This window comes from Nonomuraea sp. NPDC051298 (assembly GCF_055586305.1).
On record NZ_JBVJIM010000010.1, the window covers coordinates 22,966 to 42,018 of the forward strand.

14 protein-coding genes are annotated in these 19,053 nt (G+C 68.5%); 7 read left to right on the forward strand and 7 right to left on the reverse strand.

The genetic code is table 11. The annotated features are described in order from the left end of the window. The first annotated feature begins 136 nt into the window (after positions 1 to 136). The gene (locus tag ACZ6S0_RS26860; RefSeq protein ID WP_465922078.1) at positions 137 to 2,533 is read left to right on the forward strand and encodes a GDSL-type esterase/lipase family protein; all 2,397 of its coding nucleotides are present in this window, start codon (positions 137 to 139) and stop codon (positions 2,531 to 2,533) included. Positions 2,534 to 2,668: 135 nt separating this feature from the next. Here the strand turns inward: ACZ6S0_RS26860 and ACZ6S0_RS26865 are convergent, their stop codons facing one another. After that, positions 2,669 to 3,304, reverse strand: coding sequence for a TetR/AcrR family transcriptional regulator (locus tag ACZ6S0_RS26865; RefSeq protein ID WP_465922079.1), 636 nt, complete (start codon positions 3,302 to 3,304; stop codon positions 2,669 to 2,671). Positions 3,305 to 3,393: 89 nt separating this feature from the next. Here ACZ6S0_RS26865 and ACZ6S0_RS26870 point away from each other — a divergent pair, with 89 nt between their 5' ends. The 3 genes from ACZ6S0_RS26870 to ACZ6S0_RS26880 all read left to right on the forward strand — a co-directional run bounded on the left by ACZ6S0_RS26870 (position 3,394) and on the right by ACZ6S0_RS26880 (position 6,765). Next, entirely contained in the window at positions 3,394 to 3,951 is a 558-nt protein-coding gene (locus ACZ6S0_RS26870; RefSeq protein WP_465922080.1) for a nitroreductase/quinone reductase family protein, read from the forward strand. Positions 3,952 to 3,989: 38 nt separating this feature from the next. Then, positions 3,990 to 4,250, forward strand: coding sequence for a hypothetical protein (locus ACZ6S0_RS26875; RefSeq protein WP_465922081.1), 261 nt, complete (start codon positions 3,990 to 3,992; stop codon positions 4,248 to 4,250). Between the two features lie 241 nt (positions 4,251 to 4,491). Then, positions 4,492 to 6,765 (forward strand): hypothetical protein, encoded by a 2,274-nt coding sequence (locus ACZ6S0_RS26880; protein WP_465922082.1) that lies wholly within the window; start codon positions 4,492 to 4,494, stop codon positions 6,763 to 6,765. Here the strand turns inward: ACZ6S0_RS26880 and ACZ6S0_RS26885 are convergent. After that, a complete protein-coding gene (locus ACZ6S0_RS26885; protein WP_465922083.1) occupies positions 6,710 to 8,230 on the reverse strand; it encodes a hypothetical protein in 1,521 nt (506 codons plus the stop codon). The genes ACZ6S0_RS26880 and ACZ6S0_RS26885 overlap by 56 nt on opposite strands. Before the next feature lie 519 nt (positions 8,231 to 8,749). Here ACZ6S0_RS26885 and ACZ6S0_RS26890 point away from each other — a divergent pair. Both ACZ6S0_RS26890 and ACZ6S0_RS26895 read left to right on the forward strand, forming a co-directional pair. Further along, positions 8,750 to 9,145 (forward strand): peptidase inhibitor family I36 protein, encoded by a 396-nt coding sequence (locus tag ACZ6S0_RS26890; protein WP_465922084.1) that lies wholly within the window; start codon positions 8,750 to 8,752, stop codon positions 9,143 to 9,145. Positions 9,146 to 9,211: 66 nt separating this feature from the next. Further along, positions 9,212 to 10,156, forward strand: a complete 945-nt coding sequence (locus ACZ6S0_RS26895) for a hypothetical protein (protein WP_465922085.1) — start codon at positions 9,212 to 9,214, stop codon at positions 10,154 to 10,156. On the opposite strand, the gene ACZ6S0_RS26900 is transcribed toward ACZ6S0_RS26895, so the two are convergent. From ACZ6S0_RS26900 to ACZ6S0_RS26915, 4 genes are read right to left on the reverse strand one after another with little or no spacing between them, the layout of a single operon-like run. Continuing rightward, positions 10,121 to 11,389 carry a Wadjet anti-phage system protein JetD domain-containing protein gene (locus ACZ6S0_RS26900; RefSeq protein ID WP_465922086.1) on the reverse strand — a complete coding sequence of 423 codons (1,269 nt, stop codon included), beginning with the start codon at positions 11,387 to 11,389 and terminating at the stop codon, positions 10,121 to 10,123. The two genes, ACZ6S0_RS26895 and ACZ6S0_RS26900, sit on opposite strands and share 36 nt — an antisense overlap. Further along, on the reverse strand, positions 11,386 to 14,763 hold the full coding sequence (locus tag ACZ6S0_RS26905; RefSeq protein WP_465922087.1) for an ATP-binding protein: 3,378 nt from the start codon (positions 14,761 to 14,763) through the stop codon (positions 11,386 to 11,388). The genes ACZ6S0_RS26900 and ACZ6S0_RS26905 overlap by 4 nt, the downstream gene beginning before the upstream one ends. Next, positions 14,760 to 15,341 carry a DUF4194 domain-containing protein gene (locus ACZ6S0_RS26910; RefSeq protein WP_465922088.1) on the reverse strand — a complete coding sequence of 194 codons (582 nt, stop codon included), beginning with the start codon at positions 15,339 to 15,341 and terminating at the stop codon, positions 14,760 to 14,762. Before ACZ6S0_RS26910 ends, ACZ6S0_RS26905 begins: the two co-directional genes overlap by 4 nt. Beyond that, a complete protein-coding gene (locus ACZ6S0_RS26915; RefSeq protein ID WP_465922089.1) occupies positions 15,338 to 16,783 on the reverse strand; it encodes a DUF3375 domain-containing protein in 1,446 nt (481 codons plus the stop codon). Before ACZ6S0_RS26915 ends, ACZ6S0_RS26910 begins: the two co-directional genes overlap by 4 nt. Before the next feature lie 190 nt (positions 16,784 to 16,973). Here ACZ6S0_RS26915 and ACZ6S0_RS26920 point away from each other — a divergent pair, with 190 nt between their 5' ends. Next, positions 16,974 to 17,504, forward strand: a complete 531-nt coding sequence (locus ACZ6S0_RS26920; RefSeq protein ID WP_465922090.1) for a GNAT family N-acetyltransferase — start codon at positions 16,974 to 16,976, stop codon at positions 17,502 to 17,504. A gap of 61 nt (positions 17,505 to 17,565) precedes the next feature. Here the strand turns inward: ACZ6S0_RS26920 and ACZ6S0_RS26925 are convergent, their stop codons facing one another. Next, positions 17,566 to 19,035: a serine/threonine-protein kinase gene (locus tag ACZ6S0_RS26925; protein ID WP_465922091.1), complete on the reverse strand. Its 1,470-nt coding sequence runs from the start codon at positions 19,033 to 19,035 to the stop codon at positions 17,566 to 17,568. Positions 19,036 to 19,053 lie beyond the last annotated feature (18 nt).

Below are 19,053 nucleotides of genomic sequence, written 5' to 3' on the forward strand. Positions count from 1 at the left end.
GGCTGCCGCCGAGTGGACCGAAGCTGGCGGACCACCCGCCTTCGAGCGGTTCCCACCACCCGCGAGTGTCAATGGGGCATTCACGCCGTCCTCGCCTGCCTTCGGGATGAGCAACTGTTCGAACATGGAGGTGTGCGTGAACACGCGGAGAACCACCGGCCGCCTGGCCTTGATCATGTCCTTGGTGGTGACGCTGTTACTGGGGCTGACACCCCCGGTGACAGCGGCGGCGGTGCCGCGGTTCGCCGTGCCGGGCGGCCCGGCCGGGAAGTTCTCCGTGGCCGTGGCGGCGGAGTCCGTCACCCTGACCCTGGAAGGAGAGCAGTACGACCGGGACGAGATGACCCGGATCCTCGAGGAGACGCAGAGCCGTAACCCGCGCCTCAGCGACACCTTCCGCGAGGACTTCCAGGCCAACCCGCACGGCATGGAGGGTGGCGGCGAGGACTTCGACAACTGGCCCGACTTCCACGGGCAACTGTCGATGACGAGCACCGGCATCGCGATGCGCATCGACGGCGGCCAGCCGCTCACGAACGCCTCGTGGTGGGCCGAGGTGCTGGCCACGGTCGCGGGCGGGCTGACCGGGCTGGTGATGCGGGCCATCTGCATCGGCTTCTTCCCCGAGGCGGCGGTGATGTGCGTCTCCATCGGGGGCTTCGTCGGCGGCATGACGCGAGGCCTGATCATCCAGACCATCGACGGCACCCTGAAGGACGCTCGGGCGTGGGCCAAGACGCTGGGCGGGGCGATCGTCATGGCCGCCACGGGCGCCGCCTGGGAGGCCGGCGTCAAGAACTGGGCCAAGGACGTGCTCCCCGGTCACATCGAACGGCTGGGACAGGAGATCGACCGGCTGGGCAGGAAGCTGGCCGCCGGGTGGGAGACCTTCAAGCAGGCGTGCGTGGACGCGGGCCGGTTCATCAAGGACGTCGCCCGCAACCTCCGCCAGGCGATCTCCGACCTCCAGATCTACCAGGGACTTCGGGTGATGCCGCTCGGAGACTCGATCACCTTCGGCGTGCAGAGCACCGACGGGAACGGCTACCGCGACGAACTGTTCGGCCACCTCAAGAAGCTCGCGCGCGATGTCAACTTCGTCGGGTCGGTGAAGCAGGGCACGATGAGCGACTCCGACAACGAGGGCCACCCGGGCGACCGGATCGACGAGATCGCACTCGTCGCCGAATGCACCGTGCGGCGGTACCAGCCGAACCTGATCACCCTGCACGCCGGTACCAACGATATGAACCAGAGCTTCGACCTGTCGTCCGCGCCCGCCAGGATCAGGGCCCTGATCGGCCGGGCGCTGAACGACTCACCGGCTGCCACGGTGCTCGTCGCCAAGCTCATCCCGACCGGCAAGCCCGGGTTGCAGCCGCGCATCGACGCCTACAACGCGGCGCTGCCCGGCGTGGTACGCGACCTGCAGCAGGAGGGCAAGCACGTCCTCCTGGTGGACATGAAGCGGGTGCTGGTCAGCGACGGACTGCAGAACGACGCACACCCGACGGACACCGGCTACGCCAAGATGGCCGCCGCCTGGTTCGGAGGCGTGCTGGAGGCCCACGACAAGGGCTGGATCCAGGCACCGGGGGCCGAAGGGCCGCCCATGGGTTGCAACCCGGCGGACGGCACAGCCCCCGCCCCTCCGTCCGACGGCACCACGGCTCTGGGCCCGGGATGGCGCAAGCTGGGCGTGATCGCCCCCGGATACGGTCACAACGTCGGCCGTACGATCATCGCCGAGCTCAACGGCGACAAGCGGGCCGACTACCTCCAGGTGCGGGACGACGGCAGCATCCGCGCCTCGGTGAACACCGTCGGCACGCCCGGGTTCCCCGACTGGGTGGACGTGGGCGTATACGACCCGGGAGCCCAACCCGGTGACGGCGGCCAGAAGATCGACGTCCATGGGGACGAGGTGCGCTTCGCCGACCTCAACGGGGACGGGCGCGACGACTACCTCGTAGTCGGCTCCGACAGCCAGGTACGGGCCTACCTCAACCTCCCCGGGACGGGTGACCGGCTCGAACTCGTCTACAAGGGGATCGCCTTCGACGAGGAGTCGTTCAACCGGGCCAACATCCGCTTCGCCGACGTCACCGGGGACGGGCGCGACGACATCCTGCGGGTCGGCGCGGAGGGCGCGGTCCACGTGTACCGGAACCTGTGGAATCCCGAGGGCGGCGGGGGCAACGGCAACGTGGAGCCCGAGTACTGGCAACTGTTGCTCAACTGGGCCGGCGGCACCAAGGGCTCGTCGCTGGCGGCCGTCAGGTTCGCCGACGGCGACGGCGACGGCGCGGCCGACTACCTGCAGGTCAGCGTCGAGGGCGCGGTGCACGCCTTCCTCAACAGAGGCGGCGGCGGCAACGGCAGCTTCGAGCCCCGCTACGACTGGGCCCACGCGTCCGACTACCCCCGCGAGTACGTCACGTTCGCCGACATCAGCGGTGACGGCAGGGCCGACTATCTGGTCGTCTATCACGGCGGCGCGGTCCGCGCCTGGCTGAACCGCGGCGGCAACTAGCACCGTCCCGCGGACCGCCGGCCGGTCCGGATCTCGGGAGCGGCCTGGCGCCCTCCGGCGGCGAGCCCGTGGGATGCTGACCACCGGGTGAACGCGCTGCTGATCTCCCGCCCCGTCAGGGAGGCGGCCGTAGGGCTACTGCCCGCCGAAGCCGGTGTCCTGCGGCATCTGTGTGGGCAGTGGTTCGCCATGGTCGGCGCGTAGGCCGTCGAGGCAGATGTGAAGCAGTCGGTACCACTGTTCCGGGCTGCAGGCGTCGGTGATGGCGACCGCGTGCCCCAAAGAGACCAGCAGGAGCAGCAGGTCGTCGGTGGTGAGGCCGGGGCGCAACAGGCTCGCGCCTTTGGCACGAAGTTCCTCGATGACGAGGCGGAGCTGCTCGATGCCTTCACGGTCGGGGGTCGACCAGGTCAGCGCGAAGCTCTCCATCACGGCGCTGTGGCGCGCATAGCCGGTCAGTGCCTGTTCGTAGAAGCCGACCAAGGCCGCCCAGGGGTCCTCGGCGCTCATCGCGTCCTGTCGGGCGGACTCCGCCCACCTGGAGAACTCCTGGCGCAGGACTGTCTGGACCAGGTCTTCCTTCGTCGGGAAGTGCCGGTAGAGGGTCCCCATCCCCACGCCACTGCGGCGGGCGATCTCGCGCACGTCCACCCCGGTGCCCTGAACGGCCAGCGCTTCGCTCGCGGCTTCGATGATCGCTTCCCGGTTGCGGGCCGCGTCAGCTCGCGGCGCGCGGCGTCGGCTGCCGCCGGTCGGTTCGCCTACTGCCATGGCTCCGAGCGTACCGCCCTATCCGGAGCGCACGCTCCGCCCGTGTTACCTTTGAGGAGCAAGTGCTCCGGATATCGAAGGGGGATGTTGTGCACGAGTCCTTGGAAACAACCGCAAACCAGATCGATTCACCTGTCGCCAGCAGTTGGAACGACCGGATCATTGCCGAGTTCCGAGCGAACGCCGGGTACGCGCCTTGGAGTAGCGAGGAGGAGTTCGCCGCGGGTCGCCCCATCCCGCCTCGGGTGCCCGGTTTCCCCGAGCGGGGCATGCCGCTCATCCTGGTGCACAACATCGGGGCCAAGAGTGGACGCGAGCGGATCAACCCGCTGTTCTTCCAGCCGGTCGGGGATGGTTGGGCCGTCTTCGGAACCCACGGCGGCAGCCCGCGCCATCCGGCGTGGTACCGCAATCTCATCGCGAATCCGCGCGTCACGGTCGAGGTGGGTACGGATGTGGGCACAGAAAAGGTGCCGGCCGTAGCTCGGCTCGCGGAGGGAGCCGAACGCGAGCGCATCTGGCTGAAAGAAATAGCGCTCGTCCCGAAGTTCGCCGAGTTCGAGGCGGCCTCAGGCCGGCAGATCCCCGTCATCATCCTGGAGCGTGCCGATGGACATGCCCCCAGTTCGCCCCTCCTCGGGAAGTGACCCCGCGGCCCTGGGTCGGCACTGCCCGATAGTCGGCCATGGCAGCCTTCTCCCGAGATTGTCGCAGGGCGCGGAGCCAACGTGGTGACTCCGGTGACTGCTGGGTCGGCTTCGCCTTCACCCTCCGCACCGATCGCCCGCCCGAGGAGATCAAGCGGTACTACGAGGCGTCCCCCTTCCTGCGAACCGACGCGCACTTCTCCGAGGTGAGCGTCAGCGCCTCGCGGGAGTCCGCCAGCCAGGTGTCGGTCGCCGTCGACACGATCTACTCCGGCACCTGGGACCTGCGCTGCTGGTGAACGGTCTTACGGCCCTGAAGCGATCGGCTTCGCTCGCGCGGCGTTCGTGGAGCGGTCGGCCTGGCGGCAGGCTCGTGTGGTCAGTGGTGTCTGCCATGCTGCCGCCCGCGTCGGTCACATCCCGGCACCGGAGGTACCGGAGCGGCCGGCCGAGGACCTGCGGGAGTCGGCGCTTGATCCGCTTGGCCGGGGATCAGTAGGGTTGGGCGCTTTCCTCCTCACCCCCATTCCGGAGTCCCTCATGCGCCGCCATCGTTTCGGCCGGCTCGCCGCCGGCTTCGCGGCCCTCTACTTGGCCGTCGTGATCGTCCTCGCCGTCGTCGGACTGGTCACCGGCGACCTCGTCCCCCTGTGGAGAGTCGTCGCGGACCCGGACGGATACATGGCGGACGAGATCCGGGCGTGGCCGTGGCTGCCCGCCCTGCTGGTGCCGATCGCGGCGGTGCAGGCGTGGGCGTACCGGGAGGTGTTGCGCGGGCGGCTGCGCGGGGAACCGGCGCGGCACGGCTGGGAGGTGCGACTGCTGCGGGTCGCTCTCTACGCCATGGTCGTGTACGCCCTGACCTGGCAACTGCCGATCCCCTACCTGTGGTGGATGTCGCTGGTCGCCGATGTGATCCAGCTCGTGGTGATATGGCTGTTCTTCCGCGTGCTGCGGGGGAGCACCCGCCGATGGCCACGGGTGCTCATGCTCGTGACCGGCATGCTCAGCGTGATGCACGACGCCGTCACCACCATCGCGTACCAGACGGGCAACTACCTCTTCGCCGGGCAGAACTGGACCTGGGCGCTGGATGTCCTGTGGTCGGTGTGGCTGGGGTCGCTGCTGGTGGCGCAGGCGCGGGATCCGCGCTGGAGCGGCGCGACGGTACGGGCCGGCGTGATCGCGGTCCTCTTCTCGCTCCTCTCGTCCGGCTCGGTCTCGATCGTGGCGTACGGCGGCTCGGACGCGGTGCCGTGGAAGCTGCTGATGCCCCCGCTCTTGGGCGCGGTTTCGGTCTTCTCGCTGGTCTGGTGGGCGCGGTCCGCACACGACCTGGGCACGCTCCAGCCTTCCGCGCCCCGGACGGAGCCCGTGCGGGCGCGCGCCAGGTGGTGGCCGCTGCCGACCGTGGCGATCGTGCTCCCGCTGGTCCCCGCGGCCGTCAACCTCGCGCAGGGGGTGCCGTTCTGGCTCGGACCGAAGAACGTGCTGGGTGACGCGGTACGCGAGTACACCGGGTCGGAGGCCACCGCGTACTGGGTCGCGCTCGACCTCCTCGTCGGCGTCGGCGCGCCGGCGGTGCTGATCCTGGTCACCGTGCGGCGGCGGACGCGTACGTCACTGCGTGCCACGACGCTGAGCCTGTTCCTGCTGGGCGGGGCCGGCGCCGTGAGCGCGTTCACTTCGGAGCACTCCACCTTCTTCGGGGAGCTGTGGCTCTACCCGGAAAGCCTCTACGTCGAGCGGGGCGCCGTCGTCCCCTACGAGGGCGCCCAGCTCCTCTCCCCCGGCATCTCCCCGCTCTGGTACGCCCTCGCGCTCACCGCCTCCGGCCTCATCCTGCTCCTTCTGTACGCCGCCCCGCCCGCCCACCGCGTCCGCCACCACGTCCTCCTGGCGGGGCTCGCCTCGGCCGTGGCCCTGTGCCTGCTGCCCGCAGCGGACAAGGCCCGCGGCCCCGTCACGGACTGCGACAGGCCCGAGCAGTGGAAGATCGACATGGGCGAGGCGGAGCCGCGCGAGCTGACGGCCGAGCAGAAGTTCGTGTGCTCCCTGCGCGACGACTACGGCGCACAGGACCTGCACGTGTTCCCCGACACCACGCCCGACCAGGTCGTGCTCGCCTACGGGCACCACCTGTGCGGCGTCCACACCCGTAACGACCCACGGGAGCTGGCCCGGCTGAAGATCGACCGCGCGTCCCTCACCAATCCTCTGGCCGGCATCTGTCCCAGCGCCACCACCATCGTCCAGGCCGCGAAGGCCAAGCAGGACCAGGAGATCGCGGCGATGCAGGCCGACTCCCAAGCCATGTGCGACGCCACGCCGCGCCACCGCCCGCGCACCAAGCCGGCCCGGGCGATCCGGATGAAGGAGCCGCAGTGGACCGACTACGGGGTGCTGCAGACGTACGAGGGGGAAGGAGAGGAGGAGACCGAGCCGGACATGGACCCCGGCAACGGGCTGGTCTCCTCCGCGCGCGGCATCCTGGCCGTCATGACCCACCCCGACTTCGACCTCTGCGTCACCCTGGAGACCTACACCCGCCGGCCGCCCGTCGAGACCAAGGGCTGGGACAAGGTGGTCGAGGTCGGCTACTACAGCCCGGGCGGCGAGATCGTGCTCTACGACAGCCTCAGCGGCACCGAACTGCCCAACCTCGCCCTCAACGGGCGCAAGGGGCACTACCGCATCCGCGTGCACCACGCCTGGTTCCCCTGGAAGGGCGAGGTGCAGAGCGGGCAGCGGCTGCTGATCATGGCGTATCCCGGCAAGGGCGACAGGGAGATCGTCCACCGGAACCGGAAGTGACCTGATTCTCCATCTGCCGAAAGGCTCCGGACGGTCGCGACGCTGCCGCGGCGAGGTTCGGCACTGTCAGGGCCGCGGCGAGGCAGGCCAGCGGGACGGCGGGCAGGACGTACCGGTGGCCGAAGTCCAGTACGGCGACCGGGGCGACCAGCAGGAACACCGCGGCCAGCCAGGGCAGCACGGCCGTACGCCGCCGGAGCAGCGCGCCGAGACCACCCACCAGCAGGATCGCTGCCAGGATCGGCCCGCGCAGGTAGAACGGGTAGGCGGCCATGACGGTGGCGTACGGTTCGGTGGAGCTGAGCCCTCGGAGGTCGGGATCGTACTCGCTGCGAACCTTGCCGATCAGCGCGTGCTGTTCCGGCAGTGGCCAGTTCCCACGGGGGAAGCTCACCCACGGTGGGGTGCGGTCGGGGTGGCGGACGGGAGTCCAGCGGAAGGCCAGCGAGACGTCGTGGGCGACGTCGGCCAGGTAGTCCAGCGGCTGGGCGAGGATGGCCCGCACCGCGAACGACCTGGCCAGGCCGTTGTACGCCGTACGGTCGCCGCCGAGCTGGTTGATCGATGCGTCGGGCGCCCAGACGTACTCGGAGGCCGCGTCCACCACGGTGCCGTTGGGGCACAGTCGCGCCTCGTCCGCGGGCGGCTTGATCACGTCGCAGTCGGCGAAGGTCATGGTCCGCGCCCACAGGGCCACACCGTCGGATCCGCTGAGCGCGAAGCGCCCGTGGTGCTGGTGGTACCAGGCGGCGTAGGCGGCCAGCGGAAGGGCGACCGTCAGGCCCAGGGCGAGCACGGGTCGCCAGCCTGCCCGCCGTACCAGCAGGTGCAGCAGGAACACGCCGAGCAGCGCCACCGCGGCGGTACGGGTGAGACCGGCGAGTGCCAGCAGCAGTCCGGTGGCGACGGCGGTGCGCGCAGACGGGACCGGCCGCCACAGATACACCGTGGTCGCGGCGACCACGAGGAAGATGAGCATGGTGTCGGACAACACCGAGTGCTCCAGCCGCAGGAAGGAGAGGTCGAACAGCGGCGGCAGGCAGGCGAGCACGGCCGCCCAGACGGGCACCGAACGGCGGCGCAGCAGCGCGTAGATCATGATGCCGATCCCGAGGCCCATGGCGTGCTGCACGCCCGCGATCAGCTCGACGCTCTCGAAGGGGCGCAGCAGCGCGAGCAGGAACGGATATCCGGCGGGGTGGAAGCCGACGGCGGGACGCAGGTGGACGGCCGTGTCGAGGTAGGTGAAGGAGTCGTACCAGAAGAGCTGCGCCGGGCGATAGTTCAGCATGGTGAGCACGCGCAACGCCGCCGCCAGGCCGAGCACCACCGTGAACGCCCGGTGCCCCGAGAGCGGTCCGCGCTGTCTGCCGTACGGCACGGGCGGGGCGAGCCGGGGCCATGTGCCCGTGGTGACCGGGCCGCCTGCGGCGGCCGGTGCGGCAGGCGGGTCGTGGGGTGTCATCGCTCTCTCCAGACGGCCGGACGGTCCTGGCTCCTGCCGTCTACCTGTCTCCGGACGGTCGGGCGATTCCGGCTCGGTGGAGAAGTAGATCGAGCGATCGGTCACCTGGGCGTAACCTCATCTGGTTACGCCAGGGTTATGCGGGGTGCGGGTGTGCGCCCGGTGGATCAGTACGCGGCGGCCGTCGGGCGTGGTGGCCTGCCACCGGGGCCCCGCTGGTAGACCAGCCCGAGTGTCACGGGTTCGCCGTGGTCGTCGACGGCGTAGCCGGTTTGGTCGGCAGATCCACCGCTTGCGCCGCGCCCGCAGGCCGCTGACCAGCAGCTACCTCAACCCGCGGCCCGTCTCTGCCAGTGGGCCGCCGCATATCGCCCACTCGCGTCACCAACACGATCAGCTACTTTAAGTTATGTTGAAAATACTCAGAGCGATGGAGTGGGCAGGGTCGTCCATGTCCCTTCCCATCGCGAAGGGTCAACCGTTGCGGCGCCTGGTAGGCGCCCTACCCAGGGAGTGCGTATGAAGCACAGGTTCGGTGCGGCTGTCGGTGCCGCGGTGCTGGGGATCTCCGGGCTGCTTGCGGCCGGATCCCCGGCGGGCGCGCAGGCGCAGGCGCCCCGCTCGCTCAGTGTGTACGAACACGACAACTACAAGGGCCGCTCGGCCCACCTGAGCGGCAACGACGCCAACTTCATCAACAACTACTGGTCCGGCGGCAGCGGGGCGAGCATCAGCGACAACATCAGCTCGTTCAGGAACTCGGGCGACCAGCGCGCGGTGATGTACGCCAACGCGAACTACACCGGCGCCGCCTACTCCGCGCTCGCCCACTCCTCCGACAGCGACCTCACCCACAACAGCAACAACCCCTCCAACTTCGACAACGTGGCCAGCTCGGTCCGCTTCGTGATCTAGCAGGGTCCCGAAGAATCCGGCAGGCGGCGGGGCGGCATCCCGCGAGACGACACGAGGAGGGACACCATGCCGATCCCCCGGCGCACCGGCCACTTCCCATCGGCGCATCCCTCCCACGTCGCTCGCCGCCGCCCCGCCCTCGGCACCTGTCCGCCCCACGGGGCGGCTCTGGTTCTCCTCGCCGCCCTGGTGGTCCTCGCCGGGTGTGCGCGAACGCCGGAGGACATCGCACTGGCCGATAAGCCCCCCGAGGTGAGCGCGGAGGCTCGCGGCCTCAGCGTCCCCCTCGACGACTTCATCCTTTCCCGCCTCGACATCCAGACGATCGAGTACGCGGAAGACCTGCTCACGCGCGCATGCATGCGCGGCTCCGGCTTCGACTGGGAGATGTTGCCGCCGCCGGCGCGCACCGACACGGACCCGTTGCACCGCAGGCGGTACGGCGTTATCGAGCCCGAGGTGGCCGAGCGCTACGGCTACCACCTGCCGCCCCTGGCCCCTGACCAGCAGGCGCGCGAGCAGGTGTGGCGACGGAGGGACGCGCTGCCCGCCGCAGAGCGGCGCGCCGCGTACGGGCACGACGGGCAGGGCGGCTGCCGGAACACCGCGCGCACGCGGCTGGCCGAGGGCGTCCCCAAGCTCGACCAGCAGCGGCTGAACGGCTTCATCGGCGACACCTTCGAGGCGTCCCAGCGGGTTCCCGCCGTCGTCGCGGTGTTCGGCGCGTGGAGCAGGTGCATGAAAGCCAAGGGCTTCGCCTACGGCATGCCCCTCGACGCCGCCGCCGATCCGGCCTGGGCCAGGTCCGCCCAGCCCTCGCCCCTGGAGATCGCCGTCGCCAAGGCCGACGTCGGTTGCAAGCGGACGACCGGCCTGGTCGCCGCCTGGTCCACCGCTGACTCACGCGTCCAGCTCGACGCCATCGCCACCCACCGCGCGGACTTCGACAGGTTCCGTCAGGCCCGCGACGCCGAACTACGCGCGGCCGAGCAGGTCATCGGGAACGGATAGCGCCTGCTCCGGAGCATCGCTCGGAGACGGTGACGCCCGCGTCGCGCGTGGGTGCCTGAGCGGAACGCGGGCCTGCGTGTTCATTGCCTGGATCTCTTCGGTGATCGCGGAGAAGCGGATGCGTTCCTGTTCAAGGCGGATCGAGGGGCCGTGGCTGTGGGCGCGTAGTTCGTGCCACAGGCCCGCCTCGGCCGCCGTCAGGTGGGCGGGCGGCTGGGTGACCTGACTGGGTTCCTCGGTCCAGTGCGCTTGGTGGTCCATGAGGGTGTCCCGGTCCATCAGCATCGAGATGACGTGCGGGTACCGGCTGCGGAGCCTGTCGAGGATGGCGAAGCCATGGGTATCGATGTCTCCCCAGTAGATCAGTTCGGTATCGGCCAGCCACGGAAGTGATTCCAGCACGCCGACGGAGTAGCCACTGCCGAAGATGGCCATGCCACCAGGCACGGCGGGGAAGGCCAGATAGCTGGTTTCGTTCTCGACGACATACACGGTGGTCACCGAGGGGGGTCGAGAGGTGAACTCCTCGGTACGTACGGTCAAGTCGGTGAAACCAGCCAGATGCGCCCCGTCCAGCAGACGGAAGCGGACCTGCTGGGGCTTCTTGCGGAAGCCGTATCGTCCTTCGAAGTCCGAACGCGGCAGATCGTCGCGGACGCGCGCCGGGCCGAGTCGAGCGTCGAGGAGCGCGGTCAACACCCCCTTGTGGCGTTCGATGAACTTGGTGTCGACCCCGGGTACGTCGATGTGCCGCAGATACATGCCCGCGCGAGCATGCTGCTCGATCCAGTGAACGGTCGCCATGATCGATGGCCAGGTGTCAGCAAGAGCCAGCACCTTCATGGGGTTGGCGGCCATCCACGCGGCGATCTGAGGTGATCCAGCGGCGTCGGCATGGAGGGCACGGAAGGCGCGGACGTCGCCGGTGGTCTTGAGCAGGCCCCAGAGGGTGTCCTGATCGTCGATCCAGGCGCGGGCGGGGATGGTGTTCACGCCGATGGTCCGGCCGCCGATCGGCTTGTACTCCACGCGCAGCCGGGTCTGCTTCTCCCATTGGGCGACCCAGGTGCGGATCTCCTCGAAGCGCGCCGCCAGCTCGCTCGGGCGGGGTCCGCGGATCGGCACGTCGATCGGCTGCCAGGGTTCTCCTGTGGCGAGCCCGGTCAGGTATCTGCCGGACGACCAGCGCTTCGTGAGCAAGGCCCGGACATCGTCCGGCGTCGTCCAGGTCATTGGCGCAGGCCCGCTGCGTGAGCGATCTGGCGGGCCTTGTACTCCTCGATGGTGAGGGTCTGCAGCCGGGAGTACTGGCCGTTGACGTTGTCGACGTAGCCGACGGCCGACACGAACGGCTCGATGATGTGGATCTTCTGCAGCGGTGTGACGATCATGAGCTGCAGTCCGAGGCTGCGGAACAGCTTGAGGGCGAACCTGGTCGACTCGTCCGAGCCGCGGCCGAAGGCCTCGTCGATCACCGCGAACCGGAAGGTTTTGGACCGGGTGACGCCCCATTCGAGTTTGAACTGATAAGCCAGCGAGGCTGCCAGAATGGTGTAGGCGAGCTTCTCCTTCTGCCCACCGGACTTGCCACTGCTGTCGGAGTAGGTCTCATGTTCCGAATCGTCGAAGCGGTTGCGTTCGGAGGCCGAGAACACGAACCAGTTGCGGACGTCAGTGACGCGTTTGGTCCAGGCACGGTCTTCACTGGTCAGGCCGTCGCGACCACGAAACCGTTCGATGAGCCGGCTGACCTGGAGGAACTTCTCTTCCGAGTACTGGTCGGAGGCGTTGCCCGACAGCGTCCCTGCGGTGCATTCACGCAGTTGGGCCTGGAAGTCGCGTACGTCGGTGTTGGGGCTCGGCTCGGCCTGCAGGCGGATGTAGCGGCCAGGGTTGTACTCGACGGCGAGCAGGGAGTCGTTGATGACACCGACCCGCTGGCGGATCAGGTCGGCCTGCTGGCTGAGTTTGGAGCTGAACCCGGCGATGTCGTTGATGGTGTTGGTGTTGAGATAGATCTTGAACTGTTCGCGGAACCGGGGCAGATCGTCGCCGACGAGGCGGTCATACAGTTCTCGGTAACCAGGCGCCGAGTGGACCGAGTCGTCGAAATCGGTGGTCTCGCTCGGGTATTTGCCGCGGAAGGACGCCATCTGGGTGGCAATTCTGCCGGCAAGGCTGTTCTGCGACTTGAGCCGCCGGTCGATCTTCTCGCTCAGGGCGGTGCCTGCCTCGGCCTGGGCCGAGTCGCAGTCTGCCGGGTCGCCGGTGCCCGGGAATGCTTTTTCCAGGTCACCGTAATGTGTCACGGCCCCGGCAGCGGCCGGTTCGGCGAGGATCGTTGCGGATTTCTCGACCTCTTCGTCGGCTGTCTTCAGTTGGCTCTCCAGGCCGCCGATGTTCTTCAGGCAGGCTTCCTGGTCGAGCTGGGCCTGTTCCAGGTCGCCGTTGACGGCATCGATCTCGCTGGTGAGGCGTTCGAGTTCGCTGGAGGCCCGCCGGAGCGTGGCGAGTTCTGCGGTCAGGTCCTCGATCAGGTTGACCTGGCTGTGCCAGTCCAGTTCGCTGAAGTCAGTGGTCCCGGCGAGCTGAGCCAGGACCTTCATGTGGTCCAGGCAGGTGTCGTGGTCACCTTTCAGCAGGCCGTGCCGGGTGCTCAGGGTGTTCTGCTGCTCCTGGACGGTGGCCGCCTGTCGGAGCAGGGCGTCTATCTTCTGTTCGTTCGTCCAGCCCAGCACGTACTGGCTGCGGTCGTCGATACGTGTGGTGTCGTTCTTCTCGTGCCGACCACGGCCGCCCTTGATCTGACCGGCAGCGGTGACCGCGTATGCGGCGCGGCGGAAATCGGTCATCGTCTCGGCGCACAGGTGACCCGCCCGCACCGCCAGCTCCCGCTCCAGCCACGGGTAGAACTCACTGTCCTTGATCTCGAGTTTGGCCGCCAGCGCCGGACCGTTCTCCCGGCTGTCCGGGCTCCAGGACGGTAGAGCGGCCGGGACCCGGTAGTAGACGATCCGGGTCCCGAGATGGTGCTCGTTGATCCAGTCCGACACCTCGGTGTACAGGTCTTCGGCGACCAGCATCGACAGCGCGAAGGGGCGCAGCAATCGTTCGGCGGCGCCTTCCCACCGGTCTTCTTCCGGTCGGACCCGGATCAGCTCCCCGGCGAACGGCAGGTCGCTCTCCCGTACGTCGAGTTCCCGGCACAGCCAGGCCCGCAGCTCCAGGCTCTTCCTGGGCAGATTGTTCTTGCGACCACGCAGGCTGAGGATCTCCTTGCCGAGCTCTTCCGCCCGTTCTGCGAGCCGCCGCCGTTCCAGCCCCAGCTCTTCCAGGCTGGTCTGGAGCTCCGCACGCTTCTTCTCGGTGGCCGCCGCCATGACGGTGATCTCCCGGAGCCGTACGGCGAACTGCTGCGTGGTCTCCACGGGCGCCAGGCCGACACGGGTCAGCCGGTCGGCGAACACCCTGGCCCGGCCGGCCCGGTCGTCCCGGCTCCGCTCGGCCTCGTCGATCAGCTTCTCCAGCTCACCGATCCGCGCCCCGCCCTTGCCGTCCCGTTCGGCTACGAGGCTGTCCAGCCGCCGTTTGAGGACTCTGATCCGGTCAGCGAGTTCCTGCCTTTCTCGCTGCCGGTCGCTCAGCCTTTCACCGAGCTGATCGATCCGCTGCCGTAGCAGCCGGGCCTTACGGTCGGCGAAGAAGTACCGCAGCGCCTCCCGCTGCCCCTCCATCCCACGGACTTCCGTCCGCAGCACCTCATAGCGCTCGCACTCGGCCAGCAGCGGCGTCAGTGCCGCCAGTTGCTCCTCCGCCCGCTTCACCGCATCATGCGCACGGGTCAGATCGTCGAAGTGGGCGATCAGCTTGGCCGTCCAGGCGGCGGCGTCGAACGGCTCCAGCATGTGGTCGCGGACGAACTCGTTCAAGTCACTGACCGACTTCATGGACACCGTCTGGTGGAACAGCTCCATGGCCTGCTCCGACTCGATCCCCAACCGGCGTCGGAAGTCGCGGCCGTATTCGGGAAAGGCGTCGTACGTACGGGCTCCGGCTCCGCGCAGCCGACGCTTCAGTGCGGCGATGTCGGTGCCGAAGTCCGCGAAGTCGGCGGCCACAGAAAGGTCGCGATCGGCGATCGCGTAGAACCGCTCCGGCTGGTTGGCGTCCTTCATCCAGAACACCTGCGCCAGGCTCACCGTCGCCTCGTACCCCTCGTTGACGAACGCCCCGACGATCACCGAGAACGAGTCCGCACCGCGCAGTGCCACCGGCTGAGAGGTACCGGTCTCTTCGTTGCGCTGCGACTTGTGAAAACCCAGGACGTACGAACGCAGGCTGCGTTCCCTGGTCTCCGCTCCAGCGGCCTTGTTGTAGGCGATGCGCTGTGCCGGCAGCAGCAGCGTGGTCACCGCGTCCACGATCGTCGACTTGCCCGAGCCAATGTCGCCGGTGAGCAGACCATTACGCCCGTCGATACGGAAGGTCCACACCTTGTCATGGAAGGTGCCCCAGTTGTAGAGCTCCAGCCGGCTCAGCCGGTAGCCCGCCAGGCTCTTCCCCTCGTCGCCGCTCAGCTCGACCGAGCTGAACAGTGCCTCCGTCACGGCGTCTCCTCTGTCCCCGACAGTTGAACCGCGTACGTGGCCAGGCCCTGCTCGAACCCGGCCAGCCACTGACCGTCCACGAACGCCTTGAGGATCCGCCGTACCTCGAACAGGTTGTCCTGACCGGTGACCCGCCGCAGAAAGCCCAACTCGATCACCTTGTTGATGTGCGCGTCGACCTGATTGACCAGCCGCGCCTCGTTACTTCCCGCCGGGAGGAAGATCGCCAGCATCTCCACGATCTGATCCCTGGTCAGCATGAGCCGGGTATCGCCGCCGCGCGCGTCGAACTCGGCCAGCCGTTTACGCAGCAGCGCCAGGAGAAGACTGACGTGGAACGACAACGACCGGCGTGGAATCAACCGAGGCGGCCCTTCCTCTCCCTCCTGCTCGGGCCGCGAGCGCAGGAACGCGTATCCTTCGGCCTCGTCGATCACCAGCAACATCCCGAGCACCGCCACGTGGTCACGGACCTGAGCCTGCAGATCGAGCAGATGCCGCCACGCCTTCTCATGGGTGTCGCGGTACACCACGCCCTTCATCACCTGGGTCACCGCCAGCGACAACTCCGCGCTCACCGGCTCACCTCCGTACGGGCGAAGGTGACCCGCGGCAGCCTCGCCCGCCGCTCGGTTCCCTCCTCATCGATCCAGTCCACTTCGTCGACGCGCGCCTCATCGAACACCAGACAGAACGTGTCGTCGCTGAGCGCCAGGTAACTCACCAACTCGGCCAGTCCGTGCGTCAACGGTCGCTCACGTACCAGGTCGGCCAGCGCTATCTGCGCCCGGCCCTGCAGTGCCCGCCGTACCCCGGCCGCCAGTTCCGCCCGGTCGATGTAGAACTGCTCGAACAGCGCATCGGCCTCGAACTCCTGCCCGCCCGCCTCGATCGACGCGCTGTTGATCGGTCGCCGCACCCGCGGCGCGTACAAAGGCCGCTCCATCGGCAACCCGAGCTCCGGAGCGGTCCCCTCCAGCTCCATGGTCACCGGCAGGTCCCCGGACGCCCGCACGGTCAGCGCGTGCTTCTCGATGCTCCGAACGATCTCCACCACCCGCCTGTTCTCCGCCCACACCTGGTCGTCCAGGAAGCGCCGCAGTTGCTCCGACAGTTGTCGCACGGTCGTCTGAGTACGTTCACCGGCGTCCAGCCAGTCATGGTGCACGTACCGCATCCGCGGATCCGGCTCGGTGATCTCTTCCAGCACCTGTACCTGCTCCAGCAGCCCGGCCAGCTCTTCCTGGCGGGTACTCGACAGCAGGAAGTCATAGAACGCCTGGAAGCTCCTGCCCTGGTCGGTGTCGGCGATGCTCTCCCGGCTCCCGAGAATGTCGTCCAGCAGCGCGCCCTTGGAGCCGTCCCAGGCGGAGATCTTCTCCCGTAGGCGCCGGTCGAGCGCCCGGAAGTTCGCCTCCACCTCCCGGAAATCAGCCAGCAGTTCCCGCGCCGTACTCGTGAACTGCTGGTAGCGCTCACGCTGCGCGGTGGGCCCCAGTGGCTCGAAGTCGCCGGCTGCCACCCGCGCCATCTCCTCGTCGATCTGCCGACGCCGCCGCCTCAGCTCCTCCAGACGGGCCTCCGGATCAGCCTCGGCCCCGAACACCATCTGCCGCAGCAGGTCGAAGATCGTGTTCAACCGCGACTCGGTGCCGACGAACGACCGGTCCGTCAGCGACCGCAGCCACGCCAGCGCCTTCTCCACCGCCGGTGTCGCGTCGTAGTACGGCTCATCCGAGCCTTCCGGGTAGTACTTGCGCAGATATCCGGCCCGGGGATCGGCCCAGTCATCGAGGTACGCCTTGGCCGTCTTCGGGAAGGTTCCCTCCCCCAGTCGCTCGTTCAGCGCGTACAGCTCATCGTCCAGCCGGCCCGCCAAATCCGCTGCCGAGACCGACCGCGCGTTCTCATCAACGAACACCCGCCCGAGGAAGCTCAACACCAGGGCCGCGTGATCAGCACGCAGCAACCGCCACGCGACACTCCGCCGTCGCAGCGCACTGATGTCCTCGAACTCCATCGCCTCACCATCCCCGCGCACATGTTAGGCACGGAGACCGACAACGTCCGGCAGATCCGCCAAAGCCCACCGATTCGGAGTTACAAGTGGTGCTGTCGAGCCGGCTGCCTGCGAGGATCGATTCAGGCCGGTGAGCCACGCGTTCATGCCCAAGGTGAACGTCGCCCTGATGAGTTGTTAGCCTGCGCGCATGTCAGATCTGGGACATGTGGCTTGGCCACCTGAGCTGATCCGGACCGAGCGGCTCGTGCTTCGTGAGCCCGAGGCGCGGGACCGTACGACGTTCATCGAGCTGCTCGCCTCGCCAGAGGTGCACACCTACCTCGGCGGTCCCCGCCCGCGTGACGAGCTTGAGCGTGAGATGCCCGAGGTGCCCGAGCGGTGGCCCGGGAGCTTCGTCGTCGAGCTCGACGGGGCGATGATCGGCCAGATACTGCTCAGGAGAGCAGATGGGCACCGTCGCCCGGCTGCTGCGGGGAAGGCCGATCTCGGTTACCTGTTCCTGCCGAGGGCCTGGGGGCAGGGGTACGCCGCCGAGGCGTGCGCGGCGGCACTCGACTGGTTCGACGGCGTCCTTCCCGGCGAGCCGGTGGTGCTCACCACCCAGAGCGCCAACGTCGGCTCGATGCGCCTCGCGGCGAAGCTGGGGTTCGCCGAGGTCGAGCGGTTCCATGCCTGGGACGCCGAGCAGTGGCTCGGCCTGCGGCCCTCAGCCACCTGATGGGCTACGAGGTCCCGCGACGATCACGCGCTGCCCGTGTGCTGATGACCCGAACTCGCGGTCAACCCGGCGACTGCGACGGACCGAGATCGTTGAAGAAGCAGGCGTCGGAGATCTCGGTCAGGTGCTGAAGCTTGTCCTTCGTCACGGCCTGCCGATACGTCTCGGAGTCATCGGCACGAAGCGCCTTGAGTGCCTTCTCGGCAGTGTCGATGTCGTTCTGGAGCGCGGTCTTGAGCGCCGGGCGAACCGCCTTGGCCAGATTGGCCGTCTGAAGGTCCACGATCTCGGTCAGAACGTTCTCGGTCGGCGGAAGCGGCACCGTTCCGCTGACCGGGACCTGGGTCCACTTGGCCATGACGTCGGACTGGTTCTCGCACCCCGGCGGCATGCCCTGCCCTTTCGCGCCGGACTGCTCCGCAGCGGGTGCCGTGCGGTCCGCGGCCGTGTCGGACGAACCGGCCTGCGGGGCCTGAGTTCCGTCTCCCGAGGTGGCCACGACGATGGCGACCGTGGCAACCGCCACAGCGAGCACCGCGCCACCTGCGATGAGCATCTTACGATTGCGCGGCACGCCAGAACCGGACCGTGACCGGTCACCGAAGGCGGGCACCTGCTCCCGCAACGTGGGCGGCGGTGGAGGAGGGACGTTCTCGGTGCGGGCCGCCGAACCGGCCGACGCCACAGGGCTGTTCGGCGCCCGGGGCAGCTCAAGGGCATCGATCATGGCCAGGGCCTCGGCTGCGGTGGGGCGGTTGGCCGGGTTCTTGTCCAGCAGCCGGGTGATCAGCGTCCCGAGCCCGCCGGCGTCGCGGGGAACGGGCGCTTCCCCCAGCAGCACAGCGGTGAGCGTCTCCGTCGGGGTGTCCCGGCGGAACGGGGACACCCCCTCCAACGCTTGGTACAGCGTCACTCCGAGCGAGTACAGATCGCCCGCACCGCCGCTGTCCACGCCGTTGAACCGTTCCGGCGCGATGTACTCCAGCGAGCCCATCAACCCACCACTCACCGTGAGGGCGGTGTCGCCCTGTTGCACGGCGATCCCGAAGTCGGTGAGGAGCACGCGGCCGCCCCGGGCGATCATCACGTTCGCCGGCTTCACGTCCCGGTGCACGATGCCGGACGCGTGTGCCGTGTTGAGGGCGTCCAGCAGCCCTCTGGCGGCCAGTGCGACGGCGCCGGTCGCCATGGGGCCATGGAGGATCTGCTCGGCGAGGGTACCGCCGTCGACGAGTTCCATGACGATCCACGGCGCCTGATCCTCGACCACCACGTCGTGGACGGTGACGATGTGCGGATGCGACCGCAGCCGGGCAGCGTTGCGCGCCTCGCGCTCGGCGCGGCGCAGCCGCTGCGTATGCTCTTCGTCAGAGGTGGCCGACGGCAGCCAGACTTCCTTCACCGCCACATCCACGTCGAGAGATTCGTCGTGGGCCTTCCAGACCCGTCCGAAGCCCCCGCCTCCCAGAATGGACTTCAGCAGGTACCGCCCGCTGATCAGACGTCCCGGTTGTGTCTCCGCGGCCACCATGCTCCCTCGTCTGCAGCC